This window comes from Burkholderia anthina (assembly GCF_902498995.1).
In the GTDB taxonomy this organism is placed as follows: domain Bacteria; phylum Pseudomonadota; class Gammaproteobacteria; order Burkholderiales; family Burkholderiaceae; genus Burkholderia; species Burkholderia anthina.
The window spans coordinates 87653-109985 of the sequence record NZ_CABVLY010000024.1 but is presented as its reverse complement, the minus strand read 5'-3'; the positions used below and the strand labels follow the sequence as shown (position 1 = coordinate 109985).

Sequence of the window (22333 nt, the reverse complement as noted above, 5' to 3'; positions counted from 1 at the left end):
GGTTGCTGGTCTCACACACTTAGCGGCAGTGCTCACCGAAAGTTTAGATCGAATTGCGGCATTTTTTTCGCGCAAACGTTGAAACCGCGCGCGGCGGGAGCCGGGCGCGGTCCGAAAGACCGCGAGCGGGCGGCAGGCCGGTTCCGGGCCCGCCGCGCCCGCTCAGCCGATCTGCTGCATGATCGAGATCAGTTTCTTCGCGTAATTCGGGTCGGTCGCATAACCGGCTTTCTGCAGCCCGTGCGCGAAACCCTCGACGCTGCGGCTCGCGCTCAGCACGCCCGCATAGCGCGGATTGTTCTTCAGCAGGTTCGCGTAGTCGGTCATCGCGTGCTCGTACGAATCATACGCGCGGAACTTCGCGACGACGCGGCGCGGCGCGCCGTTCACGTATTCGGTCGTCAGCGCCGACACCGTGCGGCCCGTCCAGCCCTTGTTCGCCTTGATGCCGAACACGTTGTAGCTGGTCGAGCCGTCGCTCGCGCGGATCTCGCGCTTGCCCCAGCCCGATTCGAGCGCGGCCTGGCCGACGATGAAGCGCGCCGGGATGCCGGTGGTCGCGCTCGCCGCCTGCGCCGGCCCGGCGAGCCGGTCGACGAATGCGTCGGCGTTCTGCACACCGCTCGCACCTTTCAGCGGCGGCGTCAGCGCGCTGCCGGCCGAGTAGCCGCGCGAGCCGGCGAGCGCGCCGTTGTTCGCCGCGTTCGCGTAGGCCCGGGCCATCGCGCTCATCGCGGCGAGGCTGCCTTCGTTGCCCGACGCGCCCGCGCCGAAGCCCGCCGCGCCCAGCCCGGCCGCGCCGACGTCGGCCGCCGAGTCGCTGCCGGCCCCCTGCCCCGCGTTGCGCAGCAGTTGCTTCATCAGCGCGTCGGCGACGCCGATCCCGCGCTTCGACATCTGCTGCGCGAGCTGCTGGTCGAGCATCGACGTGTACATCTTCGACGTGTGCGAATCGAGCAGCCCGCCGTCGGGCGTCGCATCGCGCATGCTCTTGAGCATCATCTGCGTGAACATCGCGTCGAACTGGCCGGCGACCGCCTTCGCGCCGGCCTGCGGCGACTGCTTCGCCTGCGCGCGCAGCGCGTCGAAGCCCTGCACGTCGAGCGCGAAGCGCTGCGTGAGGTCGTTTGCATCGGGAAGGTTCGCTGCCATTTAGATGACCTCCAGGTCCGCGCGCAGCGCGCCGGCCGCCTTCATCGCCTGCAGGATCGACATCAGGTCCGCCGGCGTCGCGCCGAGCGTGTTCAGCGCCTTCACGACGTCGGCGAGGTTCGCGCCGGCCGTCACCATCTTCAGCGCGCCATTGTCCTGCTTCAGCTGGATCTGCGACTGCTGCGCGACCACGGTCTGCCCGTTCGAGAACGGCCCCGGCTGCGACACCACCGGCTGCGTGTTGACGACCACCGACAGGTTGCCGTGCGCGACCGCGCAGCTTTGCAGCGTGACCATCTGGTTCATCACGATCGAGCCGGTGCGCGCGTTCAGGATCACCTTCGCGGCGGCCCGATCCGGGCTCACGTCGATGTTCTGCAGGCGCGCCATGAACGCGACCTGCTGCGCGGAGTCGACCGGCGCCGCGAGCTGGATCGTGCGCCCGTCGAGCGCGGTCGCGGTGCCGGGGCCGAAGTTCGCGTTGACCGCCGACACGATCCGCTCCGCGGTGCCGTAATCCATGTCGTTCAGCTGCAGCTGCAGCGCGCCGTGCATCTGCGCGATCGCGTTCGGCACCGCACGCTCGACGATCGCGCCGCCGACGATCCGGCCGGCCGCGAGCTGGTTCACCTGCACGCGGCTGCCGTTCGCGCTCGCGCCCGCGCCGCCCACCGCCATGTTGCCCTGCGAAAGCGCATACACCTGCCCGTCCGCGCCCTTCAGCGGCGTGAGCAGCAGCGTGCCGCCGCGCAGGCTCTTCGCGTTGCCGAGCGACGACACGGTCACGTCGAGCGCCTCGCCCGGCCGCGCGAACGGCGGCAGCGTGGCCGTCACCATCACGGCCGCGACGTTCTTCAGCTGCATGTTGTTCAGCGACGACGCACCGCCGTTCGCCGAACCGTTGTTGATCGAGATGCCGAGGTTCGCGAGCATGTTCGCGAGCGTCTGCGTGGTGAACGGCGTCTGCATCGTCTGGTCGCCCGTGCCGTCGAGACCGACGACGAGGCCATAGCCGATCAGCGGGTTGTCGCGCACGCCCTGGATCTGCACGAGATCCTTCAGGCGCTCGGCGTGCGCCGGCGCGGCGCCGAACGCGCACGCGCAGAGCGCGAACGCGGCGGCGATCCGCGCGATGCGATGCGCGCGGCGCGGCAGGCTGGCGGACAGGCGACGAAATACGGTGTGCTGCATCGTCATCACCACGGTGCGATGTTGAGGAAGAAGCGCTGCAGCCAGCCCATCGTCTCGGCTTCGTTGATGTAGCCCTTCGCCGAGTATTCGATCCGCGCGTCGGCGACCTGCGTCGAGTACACGGAGTTCGCGCCCGAGATCGTGTTCGGGTTCACGACGCCCGAGAAGCGCACGAATTCGTTGCCCTGGTTGATCAGCATCTGCTTCTCGCCGCTCACGACGAGGTTGCCGTTCGGCAGCACGTTGGTGACGGTCACCGTGATCGTGCCGTTGAACGTGTTCGCCGCGCTCGCGCCGCCCGTCGCCGCGAACTTGTTGTCGCCGCTCGCCGACAGGTTCGCCTTCGAGAACAGCCCGCCGAGGAAGCCGGCGGTCGGCACGTTGAAGTCGGTATTGCCCTGCCGGTTGGTGTTGGCGCCCGACGACTTGGTCGCGTTGATGTTCTCGGCGATCACGATCGTCAGGATGTCGCCGATGTTGCGCGGGCGCTGATCCTCGAACAGCGGCCGGCCCGCGTATCCCGGGTTGTAGATCGAGCCGGGCGCCTGCATCGACATCGGCATCGGCGGCTGGGCGGTCATCGGCTGCTGGATGATCGGATCGTGCGGAATCTGCGCGCAGCCGGCGAGCGCGGCCACCGCGACCGCGCACGCGGCGCGGACGGTGGCTGACGGGAGGAGGCGAACCTGCTTCATGGCAACGACGGGACTTTCCGGTTAGCTCTTCATCTGCGTGACGGTCTGCAGCATCTGGTCGGACGTCGTCACGGCCTTGCTGTTGATCTCGTACGCACGCTGGGTCTGGATCATGTTGACGAGCTCCTGCACGACGTTCACGTTCGACGCCTCGACATAGCCCTGGTTGAGCGCGCCCGCGCCGTTCAGTCCCGGCTGCGACACGTTCGGCGCGCCCGACGACGTCGTTTCCGCGAACAGGTTCTCGCCCTTCGCCTCGAGGCCGGCCGGGTTGATGAAGGTGGCGATCTGCAGCGAGCCGATCTGCACCGCGTTGGTCGAACCCGCCTGCGTGATCGACACGACGCCGTCCTTGCCGATCGTCAGCGACGTCGCGTTCTGCGGCACCGTGATCGCCGGCAGGATCTGGTAGCCGCTCGACGTGACGAGCTGGCCCTGCGCGTTGGTCTGGAACGAGCCGTCGCGCGTGTAGGCGTTCGTGCCGTCCGGCATCAGCACCTGGAAGAAGCCCGCGCCGTTGATCGCGACGTCCTTCGAGTTGCCAGTCTGCGTGAGGCTGCCCTGCGTGTACAGGCGCTCGGTCGCGACCTGCTGCACGCCGGTGCCGAGCTGCAGGCCCGACGGCAGTTCGGTCTGCTGCGTCGAGTTCGCGCCCGGCTGGCGGATCGTCTGGTACAGCAGATCCTCGAACACCGCGCGCGACGCCTTGAAGCCGTTCGTGCTGGTGTTCGCGAGGTTGTTCGAGATCACGTCCATCTGCGCCTGCTGCGCATTCATGCCGGTGGCGGCGATGTAGAGCGAACGGTTCATGTTGAATCTTCTCCTGGTAGCGCGGGCCGTGCCGCTCAGCTGAAGTTGAGCAGCTGGTTCGCCGACTGCTCGTTCTGGTCGGCCGTCTGGATCAGCTTGGACTGCAGCTGGAACGCCCGCGCGTTGTCGATCATCGCGACCATCGCGGTCACCGGGTTCACGTTGCTGCCTTCGAGCGAATTCGGCGTGACGACCACGTTCGGGTCGGCGTCGGCCGGATTGCCGTCGGCGGTGCGGAACAGTCCGTCGTTGCCGCGCGCGAGCGTGGCCGGATCGGGATTGACGAGCTTCATCTGGTCGACGATCGCGACCGCGGTGGGCGGGTCGCCCGGCATCAGCGCGGACACCGTGCCGTCCTTGCCGATCGTCACTTCCGCGTTCGGCGGCACCGAGATCGGGCCGCCGTTGCCGATCACCGGCAGGTTGCTCGCGTTCACGAGCTGGCCGTTTTCATCGACGTGCAGGTTGCCCGCGCGCGTGTACGCCTCGCCGCCGTCGGCCGTCTGCACCGACAGCCAGCCGGGGCCCTGCACCGCGACGTCGAGCGGGTTGCCGGTGCGCGTGATCGGACCCGGCGTGTAATCCGCGCCGGGCGTCGACGCAAGCACGTAGGTCCGCGTCGTCGTCGGGTCGACGTTGCCGCCGTCGCCGAAATTCATCGGCACCGCGCGGTAGGTCGCGAGCTGCGCGCGAAAACCCGTCGTCGATGCGTTCGCGAGGTTGTTCGCGACGATCGCCTGCTGGTCGAGCGACTGCGACGCGCCCGTCATCGCCGTGTAGATCAGTCGGTCCATGGCTGCCGGTTATCCGCGCGTTACAGGTTGATGAGCGTCTGGTCGACGGTCTGCTGCGTCTTGATCGTCTGCGCGTTCGCCTGGTAGTTGCGCTGCGCGGTGATCAGGTTGACCAGCTCCGACGTCAGGTCGACGTTCGAGTTCTCGAGCGCGCTGCCCTGCAGCGAACCGTGGTTCGTGGTGCCCGGCGCGGAGATCTGCGGCACGCCCGACTCGGCGCTTTCCGCATACTGGTTGCCGCCGAGGTTGATCAGCCCGTTCGGGTTGTTGAAGTTGGCGAGCGCGATCTGGCCGAGCACCGCCGTCTGGCCGTTCGAGTAGTTGCCGGTCAGCTTGCCGTCGGTGCCGATCGAGTAGGTCGTCAGCGTGCCGCTCGCGTAGCCGTCCTGCGCGAGGTTGTTCACGCCGTCCTTGCCGCCGTACTGCGTGGTGCCGGTCAGGTCGAGCGTCATGGTCTGCGGCGTCGCCGAGCCGTCCGTGTTCGGCACTTCGAACTGGAACTGGCCGAGCGATGCGGTCGGCGCGGCCGGCGTGCCCGTCGTCGTGCCCTGGATCGCGCCCGACGAGTCGAACGTGACCGTGCCGAGATCCGTCGGGGCGCCGCCCTGCACGCCCGCGTAGGCTTCCCACGTGCCGGCGTCCGACTTCACGAAGTACATGCTGACGGCCTGCGAGCCGCCGAGCGAGTCGTACACCTGGATCGACGTCGAGTAGTTGTACGTCGTGTTGTCCGACGGATCGATCGGCGATTTCGCGGGCGTCGTGTCCTGCGAGTTCAGGTTGAACTGGGCCGAGATCCTGGTCGTCGCGGTCGGCGCGATGTTGGTCGTCGGCGCCTGCAGCGCCACCGTCTGCGACGTGTTGATCACGCCGTTCTTGTCGGCGGCATAGCCCATCAGGTTCATGCCCTGCGCGTTGACGATGTAGCCGTTCTTGTCGCGCTGGAACGTGCCGTCGCGCGTGTACGTCGTCACGCCGTTGTTCGTCATCTGGAAGAAGCCGTTGCCGTTGATCGCGACGTCGAGCGACGAGCTCGTCGTGTTGACCGCGCCCTGGCTGAACTGCTGCTGCACCGACGCGAGCGACGTGCCGATCCCGATCTGCGTGTTGAGCGACGTCGCGATCGAGTTCGCGTACATGTCGGCGAACTGCGCGGTGCTCGACTTGAAGCCGACCGTATTCGCGTTCGCGATGTTGTTGCCGATCACGTCCAGCGCGTTCGATGCGCCGGCGAGGCCGCTCAGACCCTGTTGATAACCCATTTCGGTCTCCGTTTCGAGAAATCTGGATCAGTTGGTAGTGGCGCCGCCGGACGACGACGTGGACGACGAAGACGACGTGGTGTTCGGGTAGATCGACGCGACCTGGGTGAGCCCCACGGTCGTGCCGTTCGACAGCATGAGCCCGGCGGTCCCGTCCGCCTGCTTGATCACGCTCTGCACCTGCGCGGCCGCCAGCGTCGTCGCGGTCTGCTGCGTGCCGGTGCTGTCGGTGTAGGTCGCGCTGACCGTATACGCGCCGTCGGGCAGCGTGTTGCCCGCCGCGTCGGTCGGCGTCCAGTTGAACGGCACCGTGCCGGCCGACTGCGCGCCCGCGTTGATCGTGTTGACCACGACGCCCGAGCTGTTCTTCACGGTGATCGTCAGGTTCGACACGTCGTTCGCGAGCGACACGCCGAACGGCGACGACGCGCCGTCCTTCACCGCGACGCCGTTGCCCGGCGCGAGCACGTTCGTGCCGATCAGCAGCGCGGCCTGCGTCTGCTGGCCGGCCGCGAGCTGCGTCGACAGCGACGTGAGCGACGTGTTCAGCTGCGCGATGCCGCTCACCGTGTTGATCTGCGCGAGCTGCGACGTCATCTGCGAACTGTCGACGGGGCTCGTCGGATCCTGGTTCTGCAGCTGCGTGACGAGCAGCTTCAGGAACGTCGACTGCAGGTCGCTCGCCGACGTGCCGGTGCTCGACACGTTGTTGGTGTTCATCGTGTCGGTCGGCAACGTCGACACGTTGGCGCCGTTGCCGCCGATCGTCGTGCTGGAGGATGTCATCCTGGGTGGCCTTCTGTCGGAACTGTCGGGTCTGTAAGGTCGCGCGCGGCTCAGGAGCCGATCGTCAGCGTCTTGAGCATCAGCGTCTTCGCGGTGTTCAGCGTCTCGACGTTCGCCTGGTACGAGCGCGACGCCGAAATCATGTTCACCATTTCCTGCACCGGGTCGACGTTCGGCATCTGCACGTAGCCGTTCGCGTCGGCGGCCGGGTTCGCCGGGTCGTAGGTCGACTTCATCGGCGACGGGTCGTCCACCACCTTCGACACGCGCACGCCGCCCACGCCCTGGCCGGACGCGGTGCGCACGCCGCCGAGCGGGTCGGTTTCGAACACGACCTGCTTGGCCTTGTACGGCTTGCCGTCGGGGCCGGTCGCGCTGTCGGCGTTCGCGAGGTTCGACGCGGTGACGTTCAGGCGCTGCGACTGCGCGGACAGCGCCGAACCGGCGACGCCGAAGATGTTCATCAACGAGGGCATGGAGGCTCCTTGTGCTCGGGTTCGGAAGCGGCGCGCGCTTACGAGTTCGTCGAGATCGCGGCGATCATCGCCTTGATCTGCTGGGTCATCACGGTCATCCCGGTTTCGTAGTGCAGCGCGTTGTCCGCGAACTGCACGCGCTCGACGTCGAGATCGACCGTATTGCCGTCGAGCGACGGCTGCAGCGGCATCCGGTACTGCGCGCGGCCGTAGTCGTCGGCCGGGCCGCCGGTCGGCATCAGCTTCGCGGCGCCGGCCATGTGGCCGGGCGCCGTGGACACCATCGTCATCCCGCTCGTCACGCCGGCCGGCTGCGCCATCGGCAGCTGCGCGGCGTTGCCCGGCGCGACGCCGCCGTCGGCCTGCTTCAGCGAGCGCGCGAGCGTCGACGCGAAATTGACGTCGCGGGCCTGGTAGCCGGGCGTATCGGCGTTCGCGATGTTCGACGACAGCAGTTCCTGCCGGTAGGCGCGCACGTCGAGCGCCTGCCGGCCGAACGCGAATTCGGCATCGAGTTTGTCCAGCATGTGTGCGTCTCTCCGTATGAAGCGCTGCACGCCCGTCGGGCCGGATGGCGACCCAAGAGGCTTTTTTCCATGACAGCGATGGTAGGCGGCGCGCGCAACCGGCAATCGGGCGAATAACGCGGCAAAGGCCCCCTCTATTCGTCGTTTGCGCGGCGGCCCCGCTCCCTAGAATGCGAATCGGATCAACGGATCGAGGACACGGCGATGACAGGCAGCGCACTTCGCGGGGACGACCGGCGCGGCACACGCGTGCCGCGTGCGTTCGCGCTCGCCGCGGCGCTGTGGCTCGCCGTGCCGGCCGCGCGCGCGGACGACGGGATGATCGTGATTCCCGGCCGCGGCGAGACGGCCGAAACCGCGCTCGCGCAGGCGAACGCGGCAAGCGGCGGGCAGTTCGGCGGGAATGTCGGGCATGCCGGCGCCGGGGCGGGCATCGCGCCCGAAACGGCAGGAAATGCGTACCGGCCAACGCCAGGCATGACCGGGGCGGCCGGGGCCGGCTACGCGGTGCAGCCGGGTAGCGCGACGGTCGCGACGAACCCGCCGCCGGCCTCGACCTACGCGGCGGCCCGCGCGAACGCCGGCTATGGCAACGCGCCGCGCGCCGTCGATCCGGCCGGCGTCGCGACGGTCGTCGCCGGCGCGGCCGAGCCCGCGTCGAACGCGGCGCGGCTCGCGCGACAGCCGGCGATCGCCGCACGCGCCGCCAACACCGCCAACGCGGCGGCGCCCGCTCCCGCGGCAGCGGCCCATCCCGCCCCGCTGCCGGGCCAGCAAGACCCCGAAGCGATCCGGCGCACGGCGCTCGCGTTCCTGCAGCAGCAGATCGCCGGCCTGCCGGGCAAGACCACCGCGACCGTCGCGCCGGCGTTTCCGCGCGGGCTCGCCACGTGCACGACGCTCGAACCGTTCCTGCCGACCGGCGCGCGCCTGTGGGGCCGCACGACGGTGGGCGTGCGCTGCGCGGGCGAACGGCCGTGGACCGTCTATCTGCAGGCGAAGGTCACGGTGCAGGCCACCTATTACGTCGCCGCGCGGCAGATCACGCCCGGCGAGCCGCTCACCGCGGCCGATCTCGTCGCGCGCGACGGCGACCTGACGGTGCTGCCGCTCGCGGTGATCACCGATCCCGCGCAGGCGGTCGGCGCGACCGCGCTCGCCCGCATCTCGGCCGGGCTGCCGCTGCGCCAGGACATGCTGAAGAGCGCCGCATCGGTATCGGCCGGCCAGACGGTGCGGGTGGTGGCAGCCGGGCCCGGCTTCACGATCTCGGCCGAAGGCAGCGTGCTCGCGAATGCGGCCCCGGGCCAGTCGGTGCGGGTCAGGATGGCGGCGGGCCAGATCGTCACGGCGATCGTCAAGGACGCCGGCACCGTGGAGATTCCGCTGTAGGGACGGATGACCGCGCAAGATTGCAAAGAATTGTTTATTCGAAGTATTTCGGGCTCGCGATGCTAAAGTTCGGGCCGGCCCGGCCGTTATCTGGGTCAAACCGTACAGGAAACCCATCGTGAAGATCGATTCCACTCCGAACCCGAGCCCACTTGCGCCGACCGGCAACGGCGCGACCCGCGCGCAATCCGGCGCGGCTTCGTCGACGTCCGCGCAGGCGGCCGACGCTGGATCGACCGGCGGCGACACGACCGTGAACCTGTCGGGCCTGTCCGGCCAACTGCGCTCGGCGTCGGCATCGGGCGACGCCGACATCGACACGGCGCTCGTCCAGTCGATCAAGGACGCGCTGAACAACGGCACGCTGACGGTCGACGTGAACAAGATTGCCGACGGCGTATTGAATACCGCCCGCGACCTGCTGCAACAGCAGCGTCCGCAGGGCAACTGAGCCGGATGGGGGCCTGTCACGCCCCGGCCGGTCCCCCGGTTTGCCGGTGCGCCGACACGCGCGCCGGCGCGACGAGCATGATGCGATGAGAGAAGAGCTGCTGGCCACGGTCAACGACGAACACGCGACGGTCGAGGCGTTCGCGTCGCTGCTCGCCTACGAGGAAAAGGCGCTGACGACGCCCGAGCCGCTGGACATGCTGCCCGGCATCGTCGAGAAGAAAACCGCGCTGCTCGACCGGCTCGCGCTGCTCGAACGCGCGCGCGACACGCAGTTGTCCGCGCTCGGCTTTCCGGCCGGCAAGAAAGGGATGGATCAGGCCGCCGAGCGCGATGCGCGCCTCGCCGGCCGCTGGCAATTGCTGCTGCAGGCCGCCGAACGCGCGCGCCAGGCCAATGCGAACAACGGGATGCTGATCCGGATCCGGATGGACTACAACGAGCGCGCGCTTGCCGTGCTGCGCTCGGCGCCCGCGCCGAGCGGCGTCTACGGGCCGGACGGGCGCGTGTCGGCGCTGATGCGCTGACGTGCCGATGCGCAAGCGGGCCGCGCGGTGATCCGGTCGCCGCGCGCCGTCTCCCGCCCGACTCCCCCCTTCACAGCAGCGGACAGGCAGTGACCTGCGTGCCGCGTTCCACGCAAAGCCGCTCGTAGTCGCGCAGATACGCGCGCTCGTCGTCGTCCAGCAGTTCGAGATCGATCAGGTCCCAGTCGTAGCCGACCGTCACGATGTTCTCGAACGCGACGGTATCCGACGCGTCGTCCGCGTGCACGATCACGATGTTCTCGATCCGCACGCCGCCCTTGCCCGGCACGTAGATGCCCGGTTCGACCGAAATCACCGCATTCGGCACCAGCCCGTACTTCGCGCCCGGCGCGAACCGCACACCGCCTTCGTGCACGTGGATCCCGACGCCGTGCCCGGTGCCGTGGCCGAAATCGTAGCCGTGGTCGCGGCACACCTGCCGCACGGCCGCATCGACGTCGCCGCCCGTCGCCGTTTTCGGGAAGCGCGTGACGAGCCCCTTGACGCAGGCCTTCAGCGCAACGGTGTAGATCTCGCGCTGCCACGGCTGCGCCACCGTGCCCGCCCGCGTGCGGCGCAGCACGACGCGCGTGCAGTCCGTCGCGAAACCGGCGTCGTAGTACGCGCCGCTATCCAGCAGCACCAGGTCGCCTTCGGTCAGCCCGACGTCGGCGCTCGCGGCCGTGTAGTGCGCGAACGCGCTGTTCGCGCCGTTCGCGGCGATCGACGGGAACGTCAGCGCGAGCGCCGAGCGTGCGCCGTACGCGTCGTTGATCGTGCGCGCGAGATCGTATTCGGTAGCGCTTTGCCCCGGCTCGCCGGCCTTCGCCCAGCGCATCGTCTCGGCGATCGCCGCCGAACTGCGCGCGAACGCATCGCGGAAGCGGTCGAGCACGGCCGGCGTCTTGCTGGCGCGCATCGCCTCGACCGGATTGAAATCGGCGTGGCGCGCCTGCGGCCATACGCGGCGCACCGACTCGACGAGCGCGCAATTGACCGATTCGAAGCCATAGCACACGTGGTCGACCGCGAATGGCGCGAGGAAGCGTTCGAGTTCGGCGAAGTCGCGCCGGATCACGTGCAGCGCCGGATACGACGCCAGCTCGACCGGGCACCGGTCGCAGCCTTCCGGCAAAAACAGCGCGACCTGCTCGCCGATCGCGAACAGGAAGCCCAGGTGCGACGACGCATTCGGGATGTGATAGCCGCGGCTGTTCAGCAGATACGCGAGGTCGTCCGATGCGCAGGTGAAGAACGCGGTCTTGCCGTGCGCCGCGCCGGTGTGCGCGGCGAGCCGCGCGTTCAGCGTGGCGAGGTTCCGCGCGACGCTCGCGCCGGTCATGGCTTCCGGCAGCTCGAAGATCGGCCGCTCGACCACCCAGCCCGGCAGCGCGATCGCGCGGTCGATCTCGCGCTCGGCGAGGCTCGCCCATTCCAGCCGCGCGGCCCGGGTCTGCTCGACCAGCCGGTCGCGCTGTCCGACGCTGATCCGCCGCGCGTCGTAGCCGATCCGTTCGAGCCTGCCCGCACCCGCGACCAGCCAGTCGGCCAGCGCCTGCCAGATCGTCACGTTCATGCCGAGCTTCTCGATGTGCACGCGCGCCGGATCGCACTGCTGCTCGGCCTGCAGGTGATAGCGGCCGTCGACGAACAGCACGAAGCGCGGCACGTCGAGCGCGCGCGCGGCCGCGTCGCTCAGGAACAGCCCGCAGCCGGCCGAGCCGTCGAAGCCCGACAGCGCATAGCGCGGGTTGTTGCGGCGCGGCAGGTATTCGGTGATGTATTCATCCTGCGACGTGACGACCACGGCGTCGAGCCGCAGCGCGTCGAGCACGCGCGACAGGCCCGCCTGCGCGTCGGCAACGGCGGCATCGTACGGGGGAAGGCCGGAGAAGGTGTATTTCAGTCGATCGATCATCGGATGCTCGCGTGATGCGTTGTTATCGGCCGCCCGCGGCGCAATGCGATACGCGGACGACACGCAGCGTGGCGTACGTCCGGCGCCCCGTCGGGCCACCCGCCGCGTAGGTCGCGCGGCCAGGCTCTGAATTTTTGTCTCACTAAAATTCCTGATGCAGCGCGACAGAATCTAGAGCACGCCGAAATTGAGGTCAAGCTAAAATTTTGGTGCAGCTAAAATTGCCGATACGGCATGCCGCGCGGGCGATGCCGCACGGTACAATGCGCCCGCATCGTCGGCCGGACGGCCATGTCTCGCGCGATTCGCGTCAAAACAACGGCCCGGCGACTGCACCGCCCTTCCGCTCGCCTTCCGACTCGTTGCCACGAAAGAGATTCATGGATTCAGACATCATGCGTATCGGCCAGCGCATTCGGCGCCTGCGCCGGGAAGCGAAGAAGACGCTGCTGGAAGTCGCGACCGAAGCGAATCTGTCGGTCGGGTTCCTGTCCCAGGTCGAGCGCCATCTCACGGGCATCTCGCTGTCGTCGCTCGTCAACGTCGCGAAGGCGCTGAACGTGCCGCTCGGCGCGCTGATCGACCAGCCGCGCCAGGCGCAGCCCGACTCGCACGAAGGCAGCCGCGAACCGTACGCGGTCGATGCGATGTCGCAATGGTACGAGCGGCTGTCCACCACCTTCGACGGCAGCCAGATCAACGCGCTGAAAGTCCGGATGATGGAGGGCTACCGGTCGGAATGGGTCGCGCACGGCGGCGACGAGTTCGTGTACGTGCTGACCGGCCAGCTCTGCTACACGATCGGCAAGCAGGATTACCCGCTCGCGCCCGGCGATTCGCTGCACTTCGACGCGCGCAAGCGCCATCGCGTCGCGAACGTCGGCGACGGGCCCGCCGAGCTGATCGCGGTCGGCACGCTGCCGCTCTTCGACGACCGCTGCGCCGAACTCGTTTCGGCGACGATGGGCATCCGGCCGGCCGGGCACGATGCCGACGCGGCACCCGGCGAGCCGCGCGTGAGCCGCCGCGAACCGGCGGCCACACGCGAGCGCGACGCGCAGGTCGCGACGCCCACCGGCAAACCGGCCCGCGCCGCGGAACAACCGCCTGCCGCGAAACCGCGCACGCCTGCCGGCAAACGCCCGGCTGCCGCCACACCGGCCCGCCGCACCGCAGCCCGCACGAAGAAATAGCGCGGCGCAGCCGGGGGGGCGCCCGGGCCCGTCCACCCTATTCGGCGATCGCGAGCGCCTGCTTGACGGCCTCGACGCGCGCGCGATGCACGGCATCCTTGATCTGCAGCGCGTCGTTGCCGACCCCGCGCGCGATCGCGCCCGCGTCGACGCTGCGCGCCGCCACCAGCGCCACGCGCAGCCGCTCCGCCTGCGGATACGGCTGGGTCTCGAGCCCGAGCCGGCCGCGCGCATCCGATTCGCACGCCTGCAGCATCTCGGCGAAGCGCGCCGGCTTGCGCAGCGCGTCGCTGCGCTCGAAGAACCGCACCAGCGCGGCCGCGCCCATCTCCATCACGCGATGCAGGTTGCCGTGCTCGCGCGCGACCACCAGCGCGAGATCGCGGCATTCGTTCGGCACGCGCAGCCGCTCGCACAACGGCTTGAGCAGGTCGACGCTGCGGCCTTCATGGCCGACGTGGCGCGGCAGTACGTCCGCCGGGGTCGTCGCCTTGCCCAGATCGTGCGTGAGCGCCGCGAAGCGCACCGGCAGCGAATAGCCCTGCTTCGCCGCATAGTCGACGACCATCATCACGTGCACGCCCGTGTCGACTTCCGGGTGGTAGTCGGCGCGCTGCGGCACGCCCCACAACGCGTCGACCTCCGGCACGATGCGCGCGAGCGCGCCGCACTCGCGCAGCACCGCGAACATCCGCGACGGCCTCGCTTCCATCAGCCCGCGCGCGATCTCCTGCCATACGCGCTCGGGCACCAGCGCATCGACCTCGCCCGCGCCGACCATCCGCCGCATCAGCGCGAGCGTTTCGTCCGCGATCGTGAAATCCGCGAAGCGCGCGGCGAAGCGCGCGATCCGCAGGATCCGCACCGGATCCTCGACGAACGCGTCGCTCACGTGCCGGAACACGCGCGCGCGCAAGTCGGCCTGCCCGTCGAACGGGTCGATCACGGGGCCGACCAGCGCGCCCTCCGGGCTCACCTCGCGCGCCATCGCGTTGATCGTCAGGTCGCGCCGCGCGAGATCCTCTTCGAGCGTCACGTCCGGCGCGTAGTAGAACTGGAAGCCGTGATAGCCGGCCGCCGTCTTGCGCTCGGTGCGCGCCAGCGCGTATTCCTCCTGCGTGTCCGGATGCAGGAACACGGGGAAATCCTTGCCCACCGGCCGGAAGCCCTGCGCGGCCATCTGCTCGGGCGTGGCGCCCACCACCACGTAGTCGCGGTCCTGAACCGGCACGCCGAGCAATTCGTCGCGGATCGCTCCGCCGACTGCGTAGATGTTCATGGCTGGGGTTCGTATTCGGCAATCACGTTGGTTTCGCGGCGCGCGGCATCGATCCACCGCTGCACCGCCGGCAGCGCCGTCACGCGCGCCGCGTAGCCTGCCGCCTCCGGCGACAGCGCCGGCGCATACGTGTTGAAGCGCATCACGACGGGCGCATACATCGCATCGGCGATCCCGAATTCACCGAACAGGAACGGCCCGCCCGAGGCCTCGATGCACGCGCTCCACAGCGCGTCGATGCGCGCGACGTCGGCAAGCGCGTCGGGCGTCGCGCCGCGCCCGGGCATCGACGCACGCACGTTCATCCCCATCTGCGTGCGCACCGCGGCGAAGCCCGAATGCATCTCGGCCGAAACGCAGCGTGCCTGCGCGCGCTGCAGCGGATCGGCCGGCCACATCGGCAAGTGCGGATAGCGCTCGGCGAGCGTCTCGGCGATCGCGAGCGAATCCCAGATCGCGGCGCCGTGGTCGTCGATCAGGCACGGCACCTTGCCGGACGGCGAATACTCGCGGATGCGCGCGGCGGTGTCGTCGCGGCGCAGCGCGATCGCGATCTCGTCGAACGGGATGCCGAAGTGCGCGAGCAGCAGCCACGGCCGCATCGACCAGGACGAGTAGTTCTTGTCTCCAATGACGAGTTTCATGGCGGGGTTCCGAAAAGCGGAGAAATGAAGGACGAAAGCGGCCGCGTGGGGCGCCCTAGCGGCGCGAGCGGAACCAGTCGAAGCGCGAGCGCTGCGCGGCGTTGCCGAGATACGCGGGTGCGATGCTTTCGAGACTCGCGGGCGACAGCCCGAGTTCCGGCGCGAGCGGCCCGGACAGCACGTTGGGCACCGACATCGACGCGAGATTGTCGCGCGTGAGCACCGGCTCGCCGGGCAGGCTTTCGAACACGCGCGCCTGCAGCCGCGCGAGCGCGTCGGGCAGCCGCACGATGCGGGCCTGCCGGCCGACCAGCGTGCCGCAATAGCGCACCAGCTGCTCGAGCGTGTAGACGGTCGGGCCGCCGAGTTCGTAGGTCTTGCCGTGCGCGGCCGCGAGATCGAGCGTGTTGACGAACGCGCGCACGACGTCGCCGACGAATACCGGCTGGAAGCGCGCATCGGGCATCGCGAGCGGCAGCACGGGCAGCGTGCGCTGCAGCTTCGCGAACGTGTTGAGGAATGCGTCGCCGGGGCCGAACACGACCGACGGCCGGAAGATCGTCACCGCGAGCGAATCGGTCGCCGCGACCGCATGCAGCGCGGCCTCGCCGTCGCCCTTCGAGCGCTGATACATGCTCGCGCCGTGCGAATCCGCGCCGAGCGCGCTCATGTGCAGCACGCGCCGCACGCCCACCTCGATGCATGCGGCGGCCAGCGCGGCCGGCAGCGCGACGTGCGCGCGCTCGAAGCCCGGCCCGTACGGCGTGCCGCGGCCGCCGTGCAGCACGCCGACCAGGTTGATCGCCGCGTGCGCGCCGGCCACGAACCGGGCCAGCGTGCGCGTATCGAGCGCGTCGAGCTCGACGATTTCGACCGGCAGCATCTGCAGGTGGCGCGCGTGCTCGCGTCGCCGCGTGCCGATGCGCACCTGCTTGCCGGCGTCGATCAGTGCATTGACGAGCCGGCTGCCGATGAAGCCGGTGCCGCCCAGCAGCGCGACGGTCTGGCCATCCATGTCGTGGACCTCCAAGGGGCTGTTCACGCTCATAACGGGCTTGCGCCGGCCGCCGGAAGGGCCGAGCGCAACGAGCATGACGCATGCGATCGGCCCGTCCGGCGGCCGGCCCCATGTGTGATTTTTCCGGTCGGGGAACGCGTTTTGCCCGTTACGAGCGTGAACGGCCCCTTATCAACACTGCCGCGTCCCGCGCGGCAGTGTGACGATGGCGGATCAGGGCGAGATCATGCCCAGACGTTTCTTCAACGATTGCGGTTTCCCCTCGAAGAGCGCCGCGTAATAGACAGTGTTCGACAGGACGTTCTTCACGTAGTCGCGCGTCTCGTTGAACGGGATCGTCTCCGCGAAGATCGCGCCTTCGACCGGCTGCGTCAACACCTGGCGCCACTGGCGCGGCCGCCCCGGGCCCGCGTTGTAGCCGGCGGTGGCGAGCACCGGCGAGCTGTCGAAGTTGTTGTAGATGTCCGACAGATACCAGGTGCCGAGCTGGATGTTGGTATCGATGTCGTGCATCTGCGCGCGCGTGATCGGGCCGAGTCCGAGCTTCTTCGCGACCATCTGGGCCGTCGCCGGCATCAGCTGCATCAGGCCGCCCGCACCGACCGACGAGCGCGCGGTCGTGATGAAGCGCGATTCCTGGCGGATCAGCCCGTACGCCCATTCGACGTCGAGGCCCGTCGAGCGCGCGTAGCGCTCGACGATGTCGCGGTACGGCGACGGGTAGCGCAGCGTGAAGTCGTGCTCGGCCTTCGTGCGGTCGGCGGTGTTGACCGTGCGGTCGAGCAGCTCGACGCGCTTGCCGTATTCGGCGGCCGCGAGCAGCTGGCGATCGGTCATCCCGCGCAGCGGCCAGTTCCATTCGCGGTTGCCTTCGAGGCGCAGGTTCAGCGCATAGAAGCGCTGCGCGAGCGCGAAGCCCGGGATCTTGCTCATCGCGTCGACCTCGGCGTCGCTCACCTTGGTGCGCGGCGGGATCGTCGTGCGCTGGCCCAGCTCTTCGCCGGCGAGCTGCCCGTAGAAGTTGAACTGGCCGGCGACCTGCTCGAATTCCTGGTTCGCCTGCAGCGTGTCGCCGCTCTGCTTGAGCGCGCGCGCATGCCAGTAGATCCACGCCTGATCGTCGCGCAGCGACGGCGGCATCTGCTCGATCGACCAGCGCACCATCGGCCAGTTGCCGGCGAGCAGCGCGGCGCGCGTGCGCCATTCGTAGCCCGGGTTCGACAGCGGCGCGTTCGCGGATTTCGCATACCAGACCGACGCGAGCGGCGAGCGCTTGAGCGCGCCCTGGTAGCCGATCGCGCCCCATCCGATCGCCTGCTCCTGCTTCGTCAGCGACGCGGCGACCGATGTCAGCATCCCCGCCGCCGCGTCCGGATCGTTGCGCGCCATGCGGCCGAGCGCGATCAGCGCGAGCTGGTGCGAGGCGGCGTCGGGGCCGACGCCGCGCGCGAGGTACAGCGGCGGCGCGCTCGTCGCCTGGTCGAAGCCGGCCGGGCGCGGGCCGAGCGCGTCGACGATCTTGCCGCCGAGCGACGTGTAGTTCTGCTCGAACGCGAGGCGCGCCTGCTGCCACACGTCGTCGCTCGTGAACTGCTGGTTGACGGTGAGCGCGGTAATCAGGTCGACACAGGCATCGCCGTAGTATTTCGGCTCGACGAGCAGCGCACGCGCCGCATCGGCGACGTTCTCGCCGCGCGCCGCGCGCGATTCGAGCGCGTAGCACTTGACCTGCGTGTCGTCGTCGAGCACGAAGCGCTTGTACTGGTCGTCGAAGCCGCGCCAGTCGTGGCGCGCGCCGAGCACGAGCAGGTAGTCGTTGCGCAGGCGGTCGGCGATCGCCTGGCCGTCGTAGCGCTGCAGGAACGACTGCACGGGCGCGTCGGGCGCATCGATGCGCGCGCGGCCCGACGAATCGAACAGCTGCGGCTTGATCTGGAAATACTCGACGTAGGACGGGACCGGATAGTTCGGGATCATCGACGCGAGCTGCGCGGCCTTCGCGGCGTCGTTGCGGCGCGCGGCTTCGCGAAGCTGCACGAAGATCTGGTCATCCCCGGCGAGCGTGTCGTCGCTCGGTGCGGCGCACGCCGCCGTGCCCGCCACGAGCGCGGCGGCCGAAAGCGTCAGCGCGACCGCGCGATATACTCGGAAAAGGCTGTTCGACATCGTTTTGAATGGAGCACGAAGTGAGCGAAAGCATAGCATGCAACCCTGTGCCGAACCCGAAGGTTGCGCTGCGCAAAACGCTGTCCGGCGCGCGTCGCGACGCCGCGTCTCAGCCCGCCGCGAACGCCGCGCTCGACGCGCGGCTGCGCCAGTTGCTCGAGCGGCTCGCGCCGCGCACCGTCGGCTTCTACTGGCCGCTGCCGGGCGAGTTCGACGCCCGCGATGCGGTGCTCGCATGGTCCGCGGCAAGCGCGGGCCGCCGCGCCGCGCTGCCGGTGATCGGCGAGCACCACACGCCGCTCGCGTTCCACGCGTGGGATGCGGCGACGCCGATGCGCGAAGGCCATCACCGGATTCCGGAACCGGCGTCGGGGATCGCCGTCGTGCCCGATCTATTGTTGATTCCGTGTGTGGGATTCGACCTGCAGCGCTACCGGCTCGGCTATGGCGGCGGCTATTACGACCGCACGCTCGCCGTATGGCCGGGCGACACGCTGCCGGTAACGGTCGGCATCGCGTATGAAGCATGCCGCGTCGATGCGCTGCCGGCCGAAGCGCACGATCTCGCGATGCGCTGGATCGTGACCGACGGCGCGCTCTACCCGGCCGCCGGATGACGCGGCGCGCGGCGCCGCGGCCGTTGCCGCACGCCCGTCAGCCCGGCGCCGCGCGCCGTTCCGTTCGCAATCGTTTACAGCGATGCCGCCGCACGCGCGGCCGTGTCGTAGAGCCCCGATGCATGGCGCAGCAACTGCGCCGCGTCGCCGATCTGCTGGTTGGTGAGGCCGCTGTCCTTCAGCGTCTCGATCAGGCAGTGCTCGCGCACCTCGCGATACTTCAGGCACAGATCGCGGCCCGCGTCGGTCGCGAAGAAGAACACCTCCTTGCCGTTCTTCTCGCTCTTCACATAGCCGCGCGCGATCAGTTTTTTCAGCGCATAGGTCGCGACGTGCGTATCCTCGATATTGAGCACGAAGCAGATGTCGGCGAGCTTCTTCTTGCGTTCGCGATGGCTGACGTGATGCAGCAGCGATACCTCGACCGCCGTCATGTCCTTCGCACCGGCGGCCGACATGCAGCGCACCATCCATCGGTTGAACGCGTTGCCGGCCATGATGAGCCCGTATTCGAGTTCCGACAGCTCCGCGCTCGAATCGGAAACGAGGTGTTCGGATGACACGATCTTGGTCGGAGGACGCTTCATGGAAAGGCGGCGCAAGCAGGATGTCAGGGTGTGCCGAGTGTACGCCAGAAGCATCGGCATGCGAGCTAGGCAAAAACGCTTATTGGTAAGTTATCGATATTTTATTGACAATGTGCGCTAACATTGCCGTTCGAACCGTGCCCGTCCGATGACGCTACCCCGCATTTATCCGCTCGGCGATACCGCCCTCGTCTGCGAGGTGCCGCCGCCCGCCACGCTCGATTGCCAGCGCCGCGTCTGGGCCGTCGCCGAGGTCGCGCGCGCGTGGCCCGACGTGATCGACGTCGTGCCCGGCATGAACAACCTGACGATCGTGTTCGACGCGCTCGCCGCGACGGCCGACTCGCTCACGCCGGCGCTGCGCGACGCGTGGGAGACGGCCGACGTCGAGCACGCGGACGGCCGGACGGTCGAGATCCCCGTCGAATACGGCGGTGCCGCCGGCCCCGACCTGCCGGCCGTCGCCGCGCACACGGGACTGTCGGCCGACGAGGTCGTCGCGCGTCACGCGGCCGGCGAATACGTCGTGTTCTTCATCGGCTTCCAGCCCGGCTTCGCGTATCTCGGCGGCCTCGATGCGTCGCTGCACACGCCGCGCCGCGCGGCGCCGCGGCTCGAAGTGCCGGCCGGCTCGGTCGGCATCGGCGGCGCGCAAACCGGCATCTACCCGACCACGTCGCCCGGCGGCTGGCAACTGATCGGCCGCACGTCGCACGTGCTGTTCGATCCGGCGCGGCCGCAGCCGACGCTGCTGCTGCCCGGCGATCGCGTGCGCTTCACCATTGCGGGAGTCGACGCGACATGAGCCAGAACACCGCACCGGGCACCGTCGAGGTGCTGCGGGCCGGCCCGCTGTCGACCGTGCAGGATCTCGGCCGCCGCGGCACGCGCCATCTCGGCGTCGCGCAGGGCGGCGCGCTCGACGGCCTCGCGCTCGAAGTCGGCAACCGGCTCGTCGGCAACCGCGCCGACGCGGCAGCCGTCGAAATCACGATCGGCCCGGCCACGTTCCGCTTCACGCGCGCGACGCGCATCGCGATCACCGGCACCGAATTCGGCGCGACGCTCGACGGCAAGCCCGCGTATTCATGGTGGAGCCTGCCGGTCGAAGCCGGGCAGACGCTCGTACTGCCGGCCGCGAAGCGCGGCATGCGCGGCTACCTGTGCATCGCGGGCGGCATCGACGTGCTGCCGATGCTCGGCTCGCGCAGCACCGATCTCGCGTCGCGTTTCGGCGGCCTCGGCGGCCGCGCGCTGCGCGACGGCGACCGGCTCCCGGTCGGCGTGCCGCCGGCCAGCGCCGGCTGCCTTGCGGCCGACGCGCCCGAATTCGGCGTGAAGGCGCCCGCGTGGTGCGCATTCGTGCGCGTCGACGAACCGCCGCGCCGCCACCGCCCCGCGCATGCGCCGTGGGCGATGCCCGTGCGCGTGCTGCCGGGCCCCGATTACGCGTCGTTCGCCGCCGATTCGCAGCAGGCGTTCTGGGACGAGGAATGGCTCGTCACCGCGAACAGCAACCGGATGGGCTATCGCCTCGCCGGCACCGAGCTCGTGCGCGAGCGGCCGGCCGAGCTGCTGTCGCACGCGGTGCTGCCCGGCACGATCCAGGTGCCGCCGAACGGCCAGCCGATCGTGCTGATGCACGACGCGCAGACCACCGGCGGCTATCCGAAGATCGGCACGGTGATCCGCGCGGATCTATGGAAACTCGCACAGGCGCGGCTCAACCTGCCGATCCGCTTCGTGCGGACGACACCCGACGTCGCGCGCGCCGCGCTGACCGCAGAACGTGCCTATCTGCGTCAGATCGACGTCGCGATCGAGATGCGCGAGGAAACGCGCCGCCGCACGCAATCGCGCGCGGCGTGACAATGGCGGTAGCTGGACAGAGGACGCGCCACGCACTCAGTGGACGAGGAACTTCATGGAAATCGATCTGAATGCCGATCTCGGCGAAGGATGCGGATCGGACGAGGCGCTGCTCGACCTCGTCACGTCGGCCAACATCGCGTGCGGCTGGCATGCAGGCGGCGCCAATGCGATGCGCGACTGCGTGCGCTGGGCCGTGCAGAAAGGCGTGTCGATCGGCGCGCACCCGAGCTTTCACGATCCGGAGAATTTCGGCCGCAAGGAAATGCAGCTGCCGGCCGGCGATATTTACGCGGGCGTGCTGTATCAGCTCGGCGCGCTCTCCGCGATCGCGCAGGCCGAAGGCGGCCGCATCGCGCACGTGAAGCCGCACGGCGCGCTGTACAACCAGGCCGCGCGCGATCCGCTGATCGCCGACGCGGTGGTGTCCGCGATCCACGATTTCGATCCGTCGCTCGCCGTGTTCGGGCTCGCGAACAGCGTGTTCGTCGCGGCCGCGCGGCATGCGGGCCTGGCCGCGGTGGAGGAAGTGTTCGCCGATCGCGGCTACCGCGCGGACGGCTCGCTCGTGCCGCGCAGCCAGCCCGGCGCGCTGATCGACGACGAAGACGCGGTGCTCGCGCGCACGCTCGACATGGTGCGCAACCGGCAGGTGCGCGCGGTAAGCGGCGAGTGGGTGCCGCTCAATGCACAGACGGTCTGCCTGCACGGCGACGGCCCGCACGCGCTCGCGTTCGCGCAGCGGATCCGCGCGGCGCTCGAAGCGGCCGGCGTCGAGCTGGTGGCGCCCGGCGCGCTGCAGGCCGACGAAGGCGCATGACGCCACGCATCGTCGCAAAACCGCCGCACCAAAGAAAAAAGCGCCCTCGTGGCGCTTTTCTGTTGGCTTGATCGCTGCGGCTTCGCCGTCTGTCGATTCAGCCCCCCGAAACCGTCTTTCGACGGAGACCGGAAAATATCCCGGATTAAAAAACGTCCGC

General features: G+C 69.2%; 23 protein-coding genes. 8 read left to right on the top strand and 15 right to left on the bottom strand.

Going from position 1 to position 22333, the window contains the following annotated elements; all coding sequences use genetic code 11:
* Nucleotides 1-162: 162 nt before the first annotated feature.
* The 9 genes from flgJ to flgB are packed head-to-tail and all read right to left on the bottom strand — an operon-like array spanning nucleotide 163 to nucleotide 7693.
* On the bottom strand, nucleotides 163-1152 hold the full coding sequence (flgJ, locus tag BME24068_RS26940) for a flagellar assembly peptidoglycan hydrolase FlgJ (RefSeq protein ID WP_174927906.1): 990 nt from the start codon (nucleotides 1150-1152) through the stop codon (nucleotides 163-165).
* The gene (locus BME24068_RS26935; protein ID WP_096508525.1) at nucleotides 1153-2343 is read right to left on the bottom strand and encodes a flagellar basal body P-ring protein FlgI; all 1191 of its coding nucleotides are present in this window, start codon (nucleotides 2341-2343) and stop codon (nucleotides 1153-1155) included.
* Nucleotides 2344-2348: 5 nt separating this feature from the next.
* Complete coding sequence (flgH, locus tag BME24068_RS26930; RefSeq protein WP_096508507.1) at nucleotides 2349-3038, bottom strand: flagellar basal body L-ring protein FlgH; 690 nt, start codon at nucleotides 3036-3038, stop codon at nucleotides 2349-2351.
* Between the two features lie 21 nt (nucleotides 3039-3059).
* Nucleotides 3060-3848, bottom strand: a complete 789-nt coding sequence (flgG, locus tag BME24068_RS26925; protein ID WP_096508506.1) for a flagellar basal-body rod protein FlgG — start codon at nucleotides 3846-3848, stop codon at nucleotides 3060-3062.
* A gap of 35 nt (nucleotides 3849-3883) precedes the next feature.
* Complete coding sequence (flgF, locus tag BME24068_RS26920) at nucleotides 3884-4642, bottom strand: flagellar basal-body rod protein FlgF (RefSeq protein ID WP_096508505.1); 759 nt, start codon at nucleotides 4640-4642, stop codon at nucleotides 3884-3886.
* 20 nt (nucleotides 4643-4662) lie between these two features.
* Nucleotides 4663-5904: a flagellar hook protein FlgE gene (flgE, locus tag BME24068_RS26915; protein WP_174927905.1), complete on the bottom strand. Its 1242-nt coding sequence runs from the start codon at nucleotides 5902-5904 to the stop codon at nucleotides 4663-4665.
* Between the two features lie 27 nt (nucleotides 5905-5931).
* Nucleotides 5932-6690 (bottom strand): flagellar hook assembly protein FlgD, encoded by a 759-nt coding sequence (locus BME24068_RS26910; RefSeq protein ID WP_096508503.1) that lies wholly within the window; start codon nucleotides 6688-6690, stop codon nucleotides 5932-5934.
* A 50-nt stretch (nucleotides 6691-6740) separates the two neighbouring features.
* Complete coding sequence (gene flgC / locus BME24068_RS26905; protein ID WP_096508502.1) at nucleotides 6741-7166, bottom strand: flagellar basal body rod protein FlgC; 426 nt, start codon at nucleotides 7164-7166, stop codon at nucleotides 6741-6743.
* 38 nt (nucleotides 7167-7204) lie between these two features.
* Entirely contained in the window at nucleotides 7205-7693 is a 489-nt protein-coding gene (flgB, locus tag BME24068_RS26900) for a flagellar basal body rod protein FlgB (protein WP_096508501.1), read from the bottom strand.
* A gap of 204 nt (nucleotides 7694-7897) precedes the next feature.
* On the opposite strand from flgB, the gene flgA reads away from it, so the two are divergent.
* The 3 genes from flgA to BME24068_RS26885 all read left to right on the top strand — a co-directional run bounded on the left by flgA (nucleotide 7898) and on the right by BME24068_RS26885 (nucleotide 10062).
* Nucleotides 7898-9085: a flagellar basal body P-ring formation chaperone FlgA gene (flgA, locus tag BME24068_RS26895; protein WP_174927904.1), complete on the top strand. Its 1188-nt coding sequence runs from the start codon at nucleotides 7898-7900 to the stop codon at nucleotides 9083-9085.
* Nucleotides 9086-9203: 118 nt separating this feature from the next.
* Nucleotides 9204-9536 carry a flagellar biosynthesis anti-sigma factor FlgM gene (gene flgM, locus BME24068_RS26890; RefSeq protein WP_096508499.1) on the top strand — a complete coding sequence of 111 codons (333 nt, stop codon included), beginning with the start codon at nucleotides 9204-9206 and terminating at the stop codon, nucleotides 9534-9536.
* A gap of 85 nt (nucleotides 9537-9621) precedes the next feature.
* The gene (locus BME24068_RS26885; protein WP_096508524.1) at nucleotides 9622-10062 is read left to right on the top strand and encodes a flagella synthesis protein FlgN; all 441 of its coding nucleotides are present in this window, start codon (nucleotides 9622-9624) and stop codon (nucleotides 10060-10062) included.
* 70 nt (nucleotides 10063-10132) lie between these two features.
* On the opposite strand, the gene BME24068_RS26880 is transcribed toward BME24068_RS26885, so the two are convergent.
* The gene (locus BME24068_RS26880) at nucleotides 10133-11980 is read right to left on the bottom strand and encodes a M24 family metallopeptidase (protein ID WP_174927903.1); all 1848 of its coding nucleotides are present in this window, start codon (nucleotides 11978-11980) and stop codon (nucleotides 10133-10135) included.
* Between the two features lie 380 nt (nucleotides 11981-12360).
* On the opposite strand from BME24068_RS26880, the gene BME24068_RS26875 reads away from it, so the two are divergent.
* Nucleotides 12361-13173: a helix-turn-helix domain-containing protein gene (locus tag BME24068_RS26875; RefSeq protein WP_174927902.1), complete on the top strand. Its 813-nt coding sequence runs from the start codon at nucleotides 12361-12363 to the stop codon at nucleotides 13171-13173.
* A 37-nt stretch (nucleotides 13174-13210) separates the two neighbouring features.
* Here BME24068_RS26875 and BME24068_RS26870 read toward each other — a convergent pair whose 3' ends face one another.
* From BME24068_RS26870 to BME24068_RS26855, 4 genes are all read right to left on the bottom strand, one after another.
* Entirely contained in the window at nucleotides 13211-14452 is a 1242-nt protein-coding gene (locus BME24068_RS26870) for a multifunctional CCA addition/repair protein (protein ID WP_174927901.1), read from the bottom strand.
* On the bottom strand, nucleotides 14449-15096 hold the full coding sequence (locus tag BME24068_RS26865) for a glutathione S-transferase family protein (protein ID WP_174927900.1): 648 nt from the start codon (nucleotides 15094-15096) through the stop codon (nucleotides 14449-14451). The genes BME24068_RS26870 and BME24068_RS26865 overlap by 4 nt, the downstream gene beginning before the upstream one ends.
* Before the next feature lie 55 nt (nucleotides 15097-15151).
* Nucleotides 15152-16111, bottom strand: a complete 960-nt coding sequence (locus tag BME24068_RS26860) for a complex I NDUFA9 subunit family protein (protein ID WP_174927899.1) — start codon at nucleotides 16109-16111, stop codon at nucleotides 15152-15154.
* Nucleotides 16112-16327: 216 nt separating this feature from the next.
* Nucleotides 16328-18280: a lytic transglycosylase domain-containing protein gene (locus BME24068_RS26855; RefSeq protein ID WP_096508494.1), complete on the bottom strand. Its 1953-nt coding sequence runs from the start codon at nucleotides 18278-18280 to the stop codon at nucleotides 16328-16330.
* An 8-nt stretch (nucleotides 18281-18288) separates the two neighbouring features.
* Here BME24068_RS26855 and BME24068_RS26850 point away from each other — a divergent pair, with 8 nt between their 5' ends.
* Nucleotides 18289-18897: a 5-formyltetrahydrofolate cyclo-ligase gene (locus BME24068_RS26850; protein WP_174927898.1), complete on the top strand. Its 609-nt coding sequence runs from the start codon at nucleotides 18289-18291 to the stop codon at nucleotides 18895-18897.
* Between the two features lie 74 nt (nucleotides 18898-18971).
* Here the strand turns inward: BME24068_RS26850 and BME24068_RS26845 are convergent, their stop codons facing one another.
* Complete coding sequence (locus tag BME24068_RS26845) at nucleotides 18972-19484, bottom strand: winged helix DNA-binding protein (protein ID WP_096508492.1); 513 nt, start codon at nucleotides 19482-19484, stop codon at nucleotides 18972-18974.
* Nucleotides 19485-19632: 148 nt separating this feature from the next.
* Between BME24068_RS26845 and pxpB the strand changes: the two genes are divergently transcribed.
* From pxpB to pxpA, 3 genes are read left to right on the top strand one after another with little or no spacing between them, the layout of a single operon-like run.
* Nucleotides 19633-20289 carry a 5-oxoprolinase subunit PxpB gene (gene pxpB, locus BME24068_RS26840; protein ID WP_174927897.1) on the top strand — a complete coding sequence of 219 codons (657 nt, stop codon included), beginning with the start codon at nucleotides 19633-19635 and terminating at the stop codon, nucleotides 20287-20289.
* Nucleotides 20286-21353, top strand: a complete 1068-nt coding sequence (locus tag BME24068_RS26835; protein WP_174927896.1) for a 5-oxoprolinase subunit C family protein — start codon at nucleotides 20286-20288, stop codon at nucleotides 21351-21353. The genes pxpB and BME24068_RS26835 overlap by 4 nt, the downstream gene beginning before the upstream one ends.
* Before the next feature lie 55 nt (nucleotides 21354-21408).
* Complete coding sequence (gene pxpA, locus BME24068_RS26830; RefSeq protein ID WP_096508489.1) at nucleotides 21409-22173, top strand: 5-oxoprolinase subunit PxpA; 765 nt, start codon at nucleotides 21409-21411, stop codon at nucleotides 22171-22173.
* Nucleotides 22174-22333: the final 160 nt, after the last annotated feature.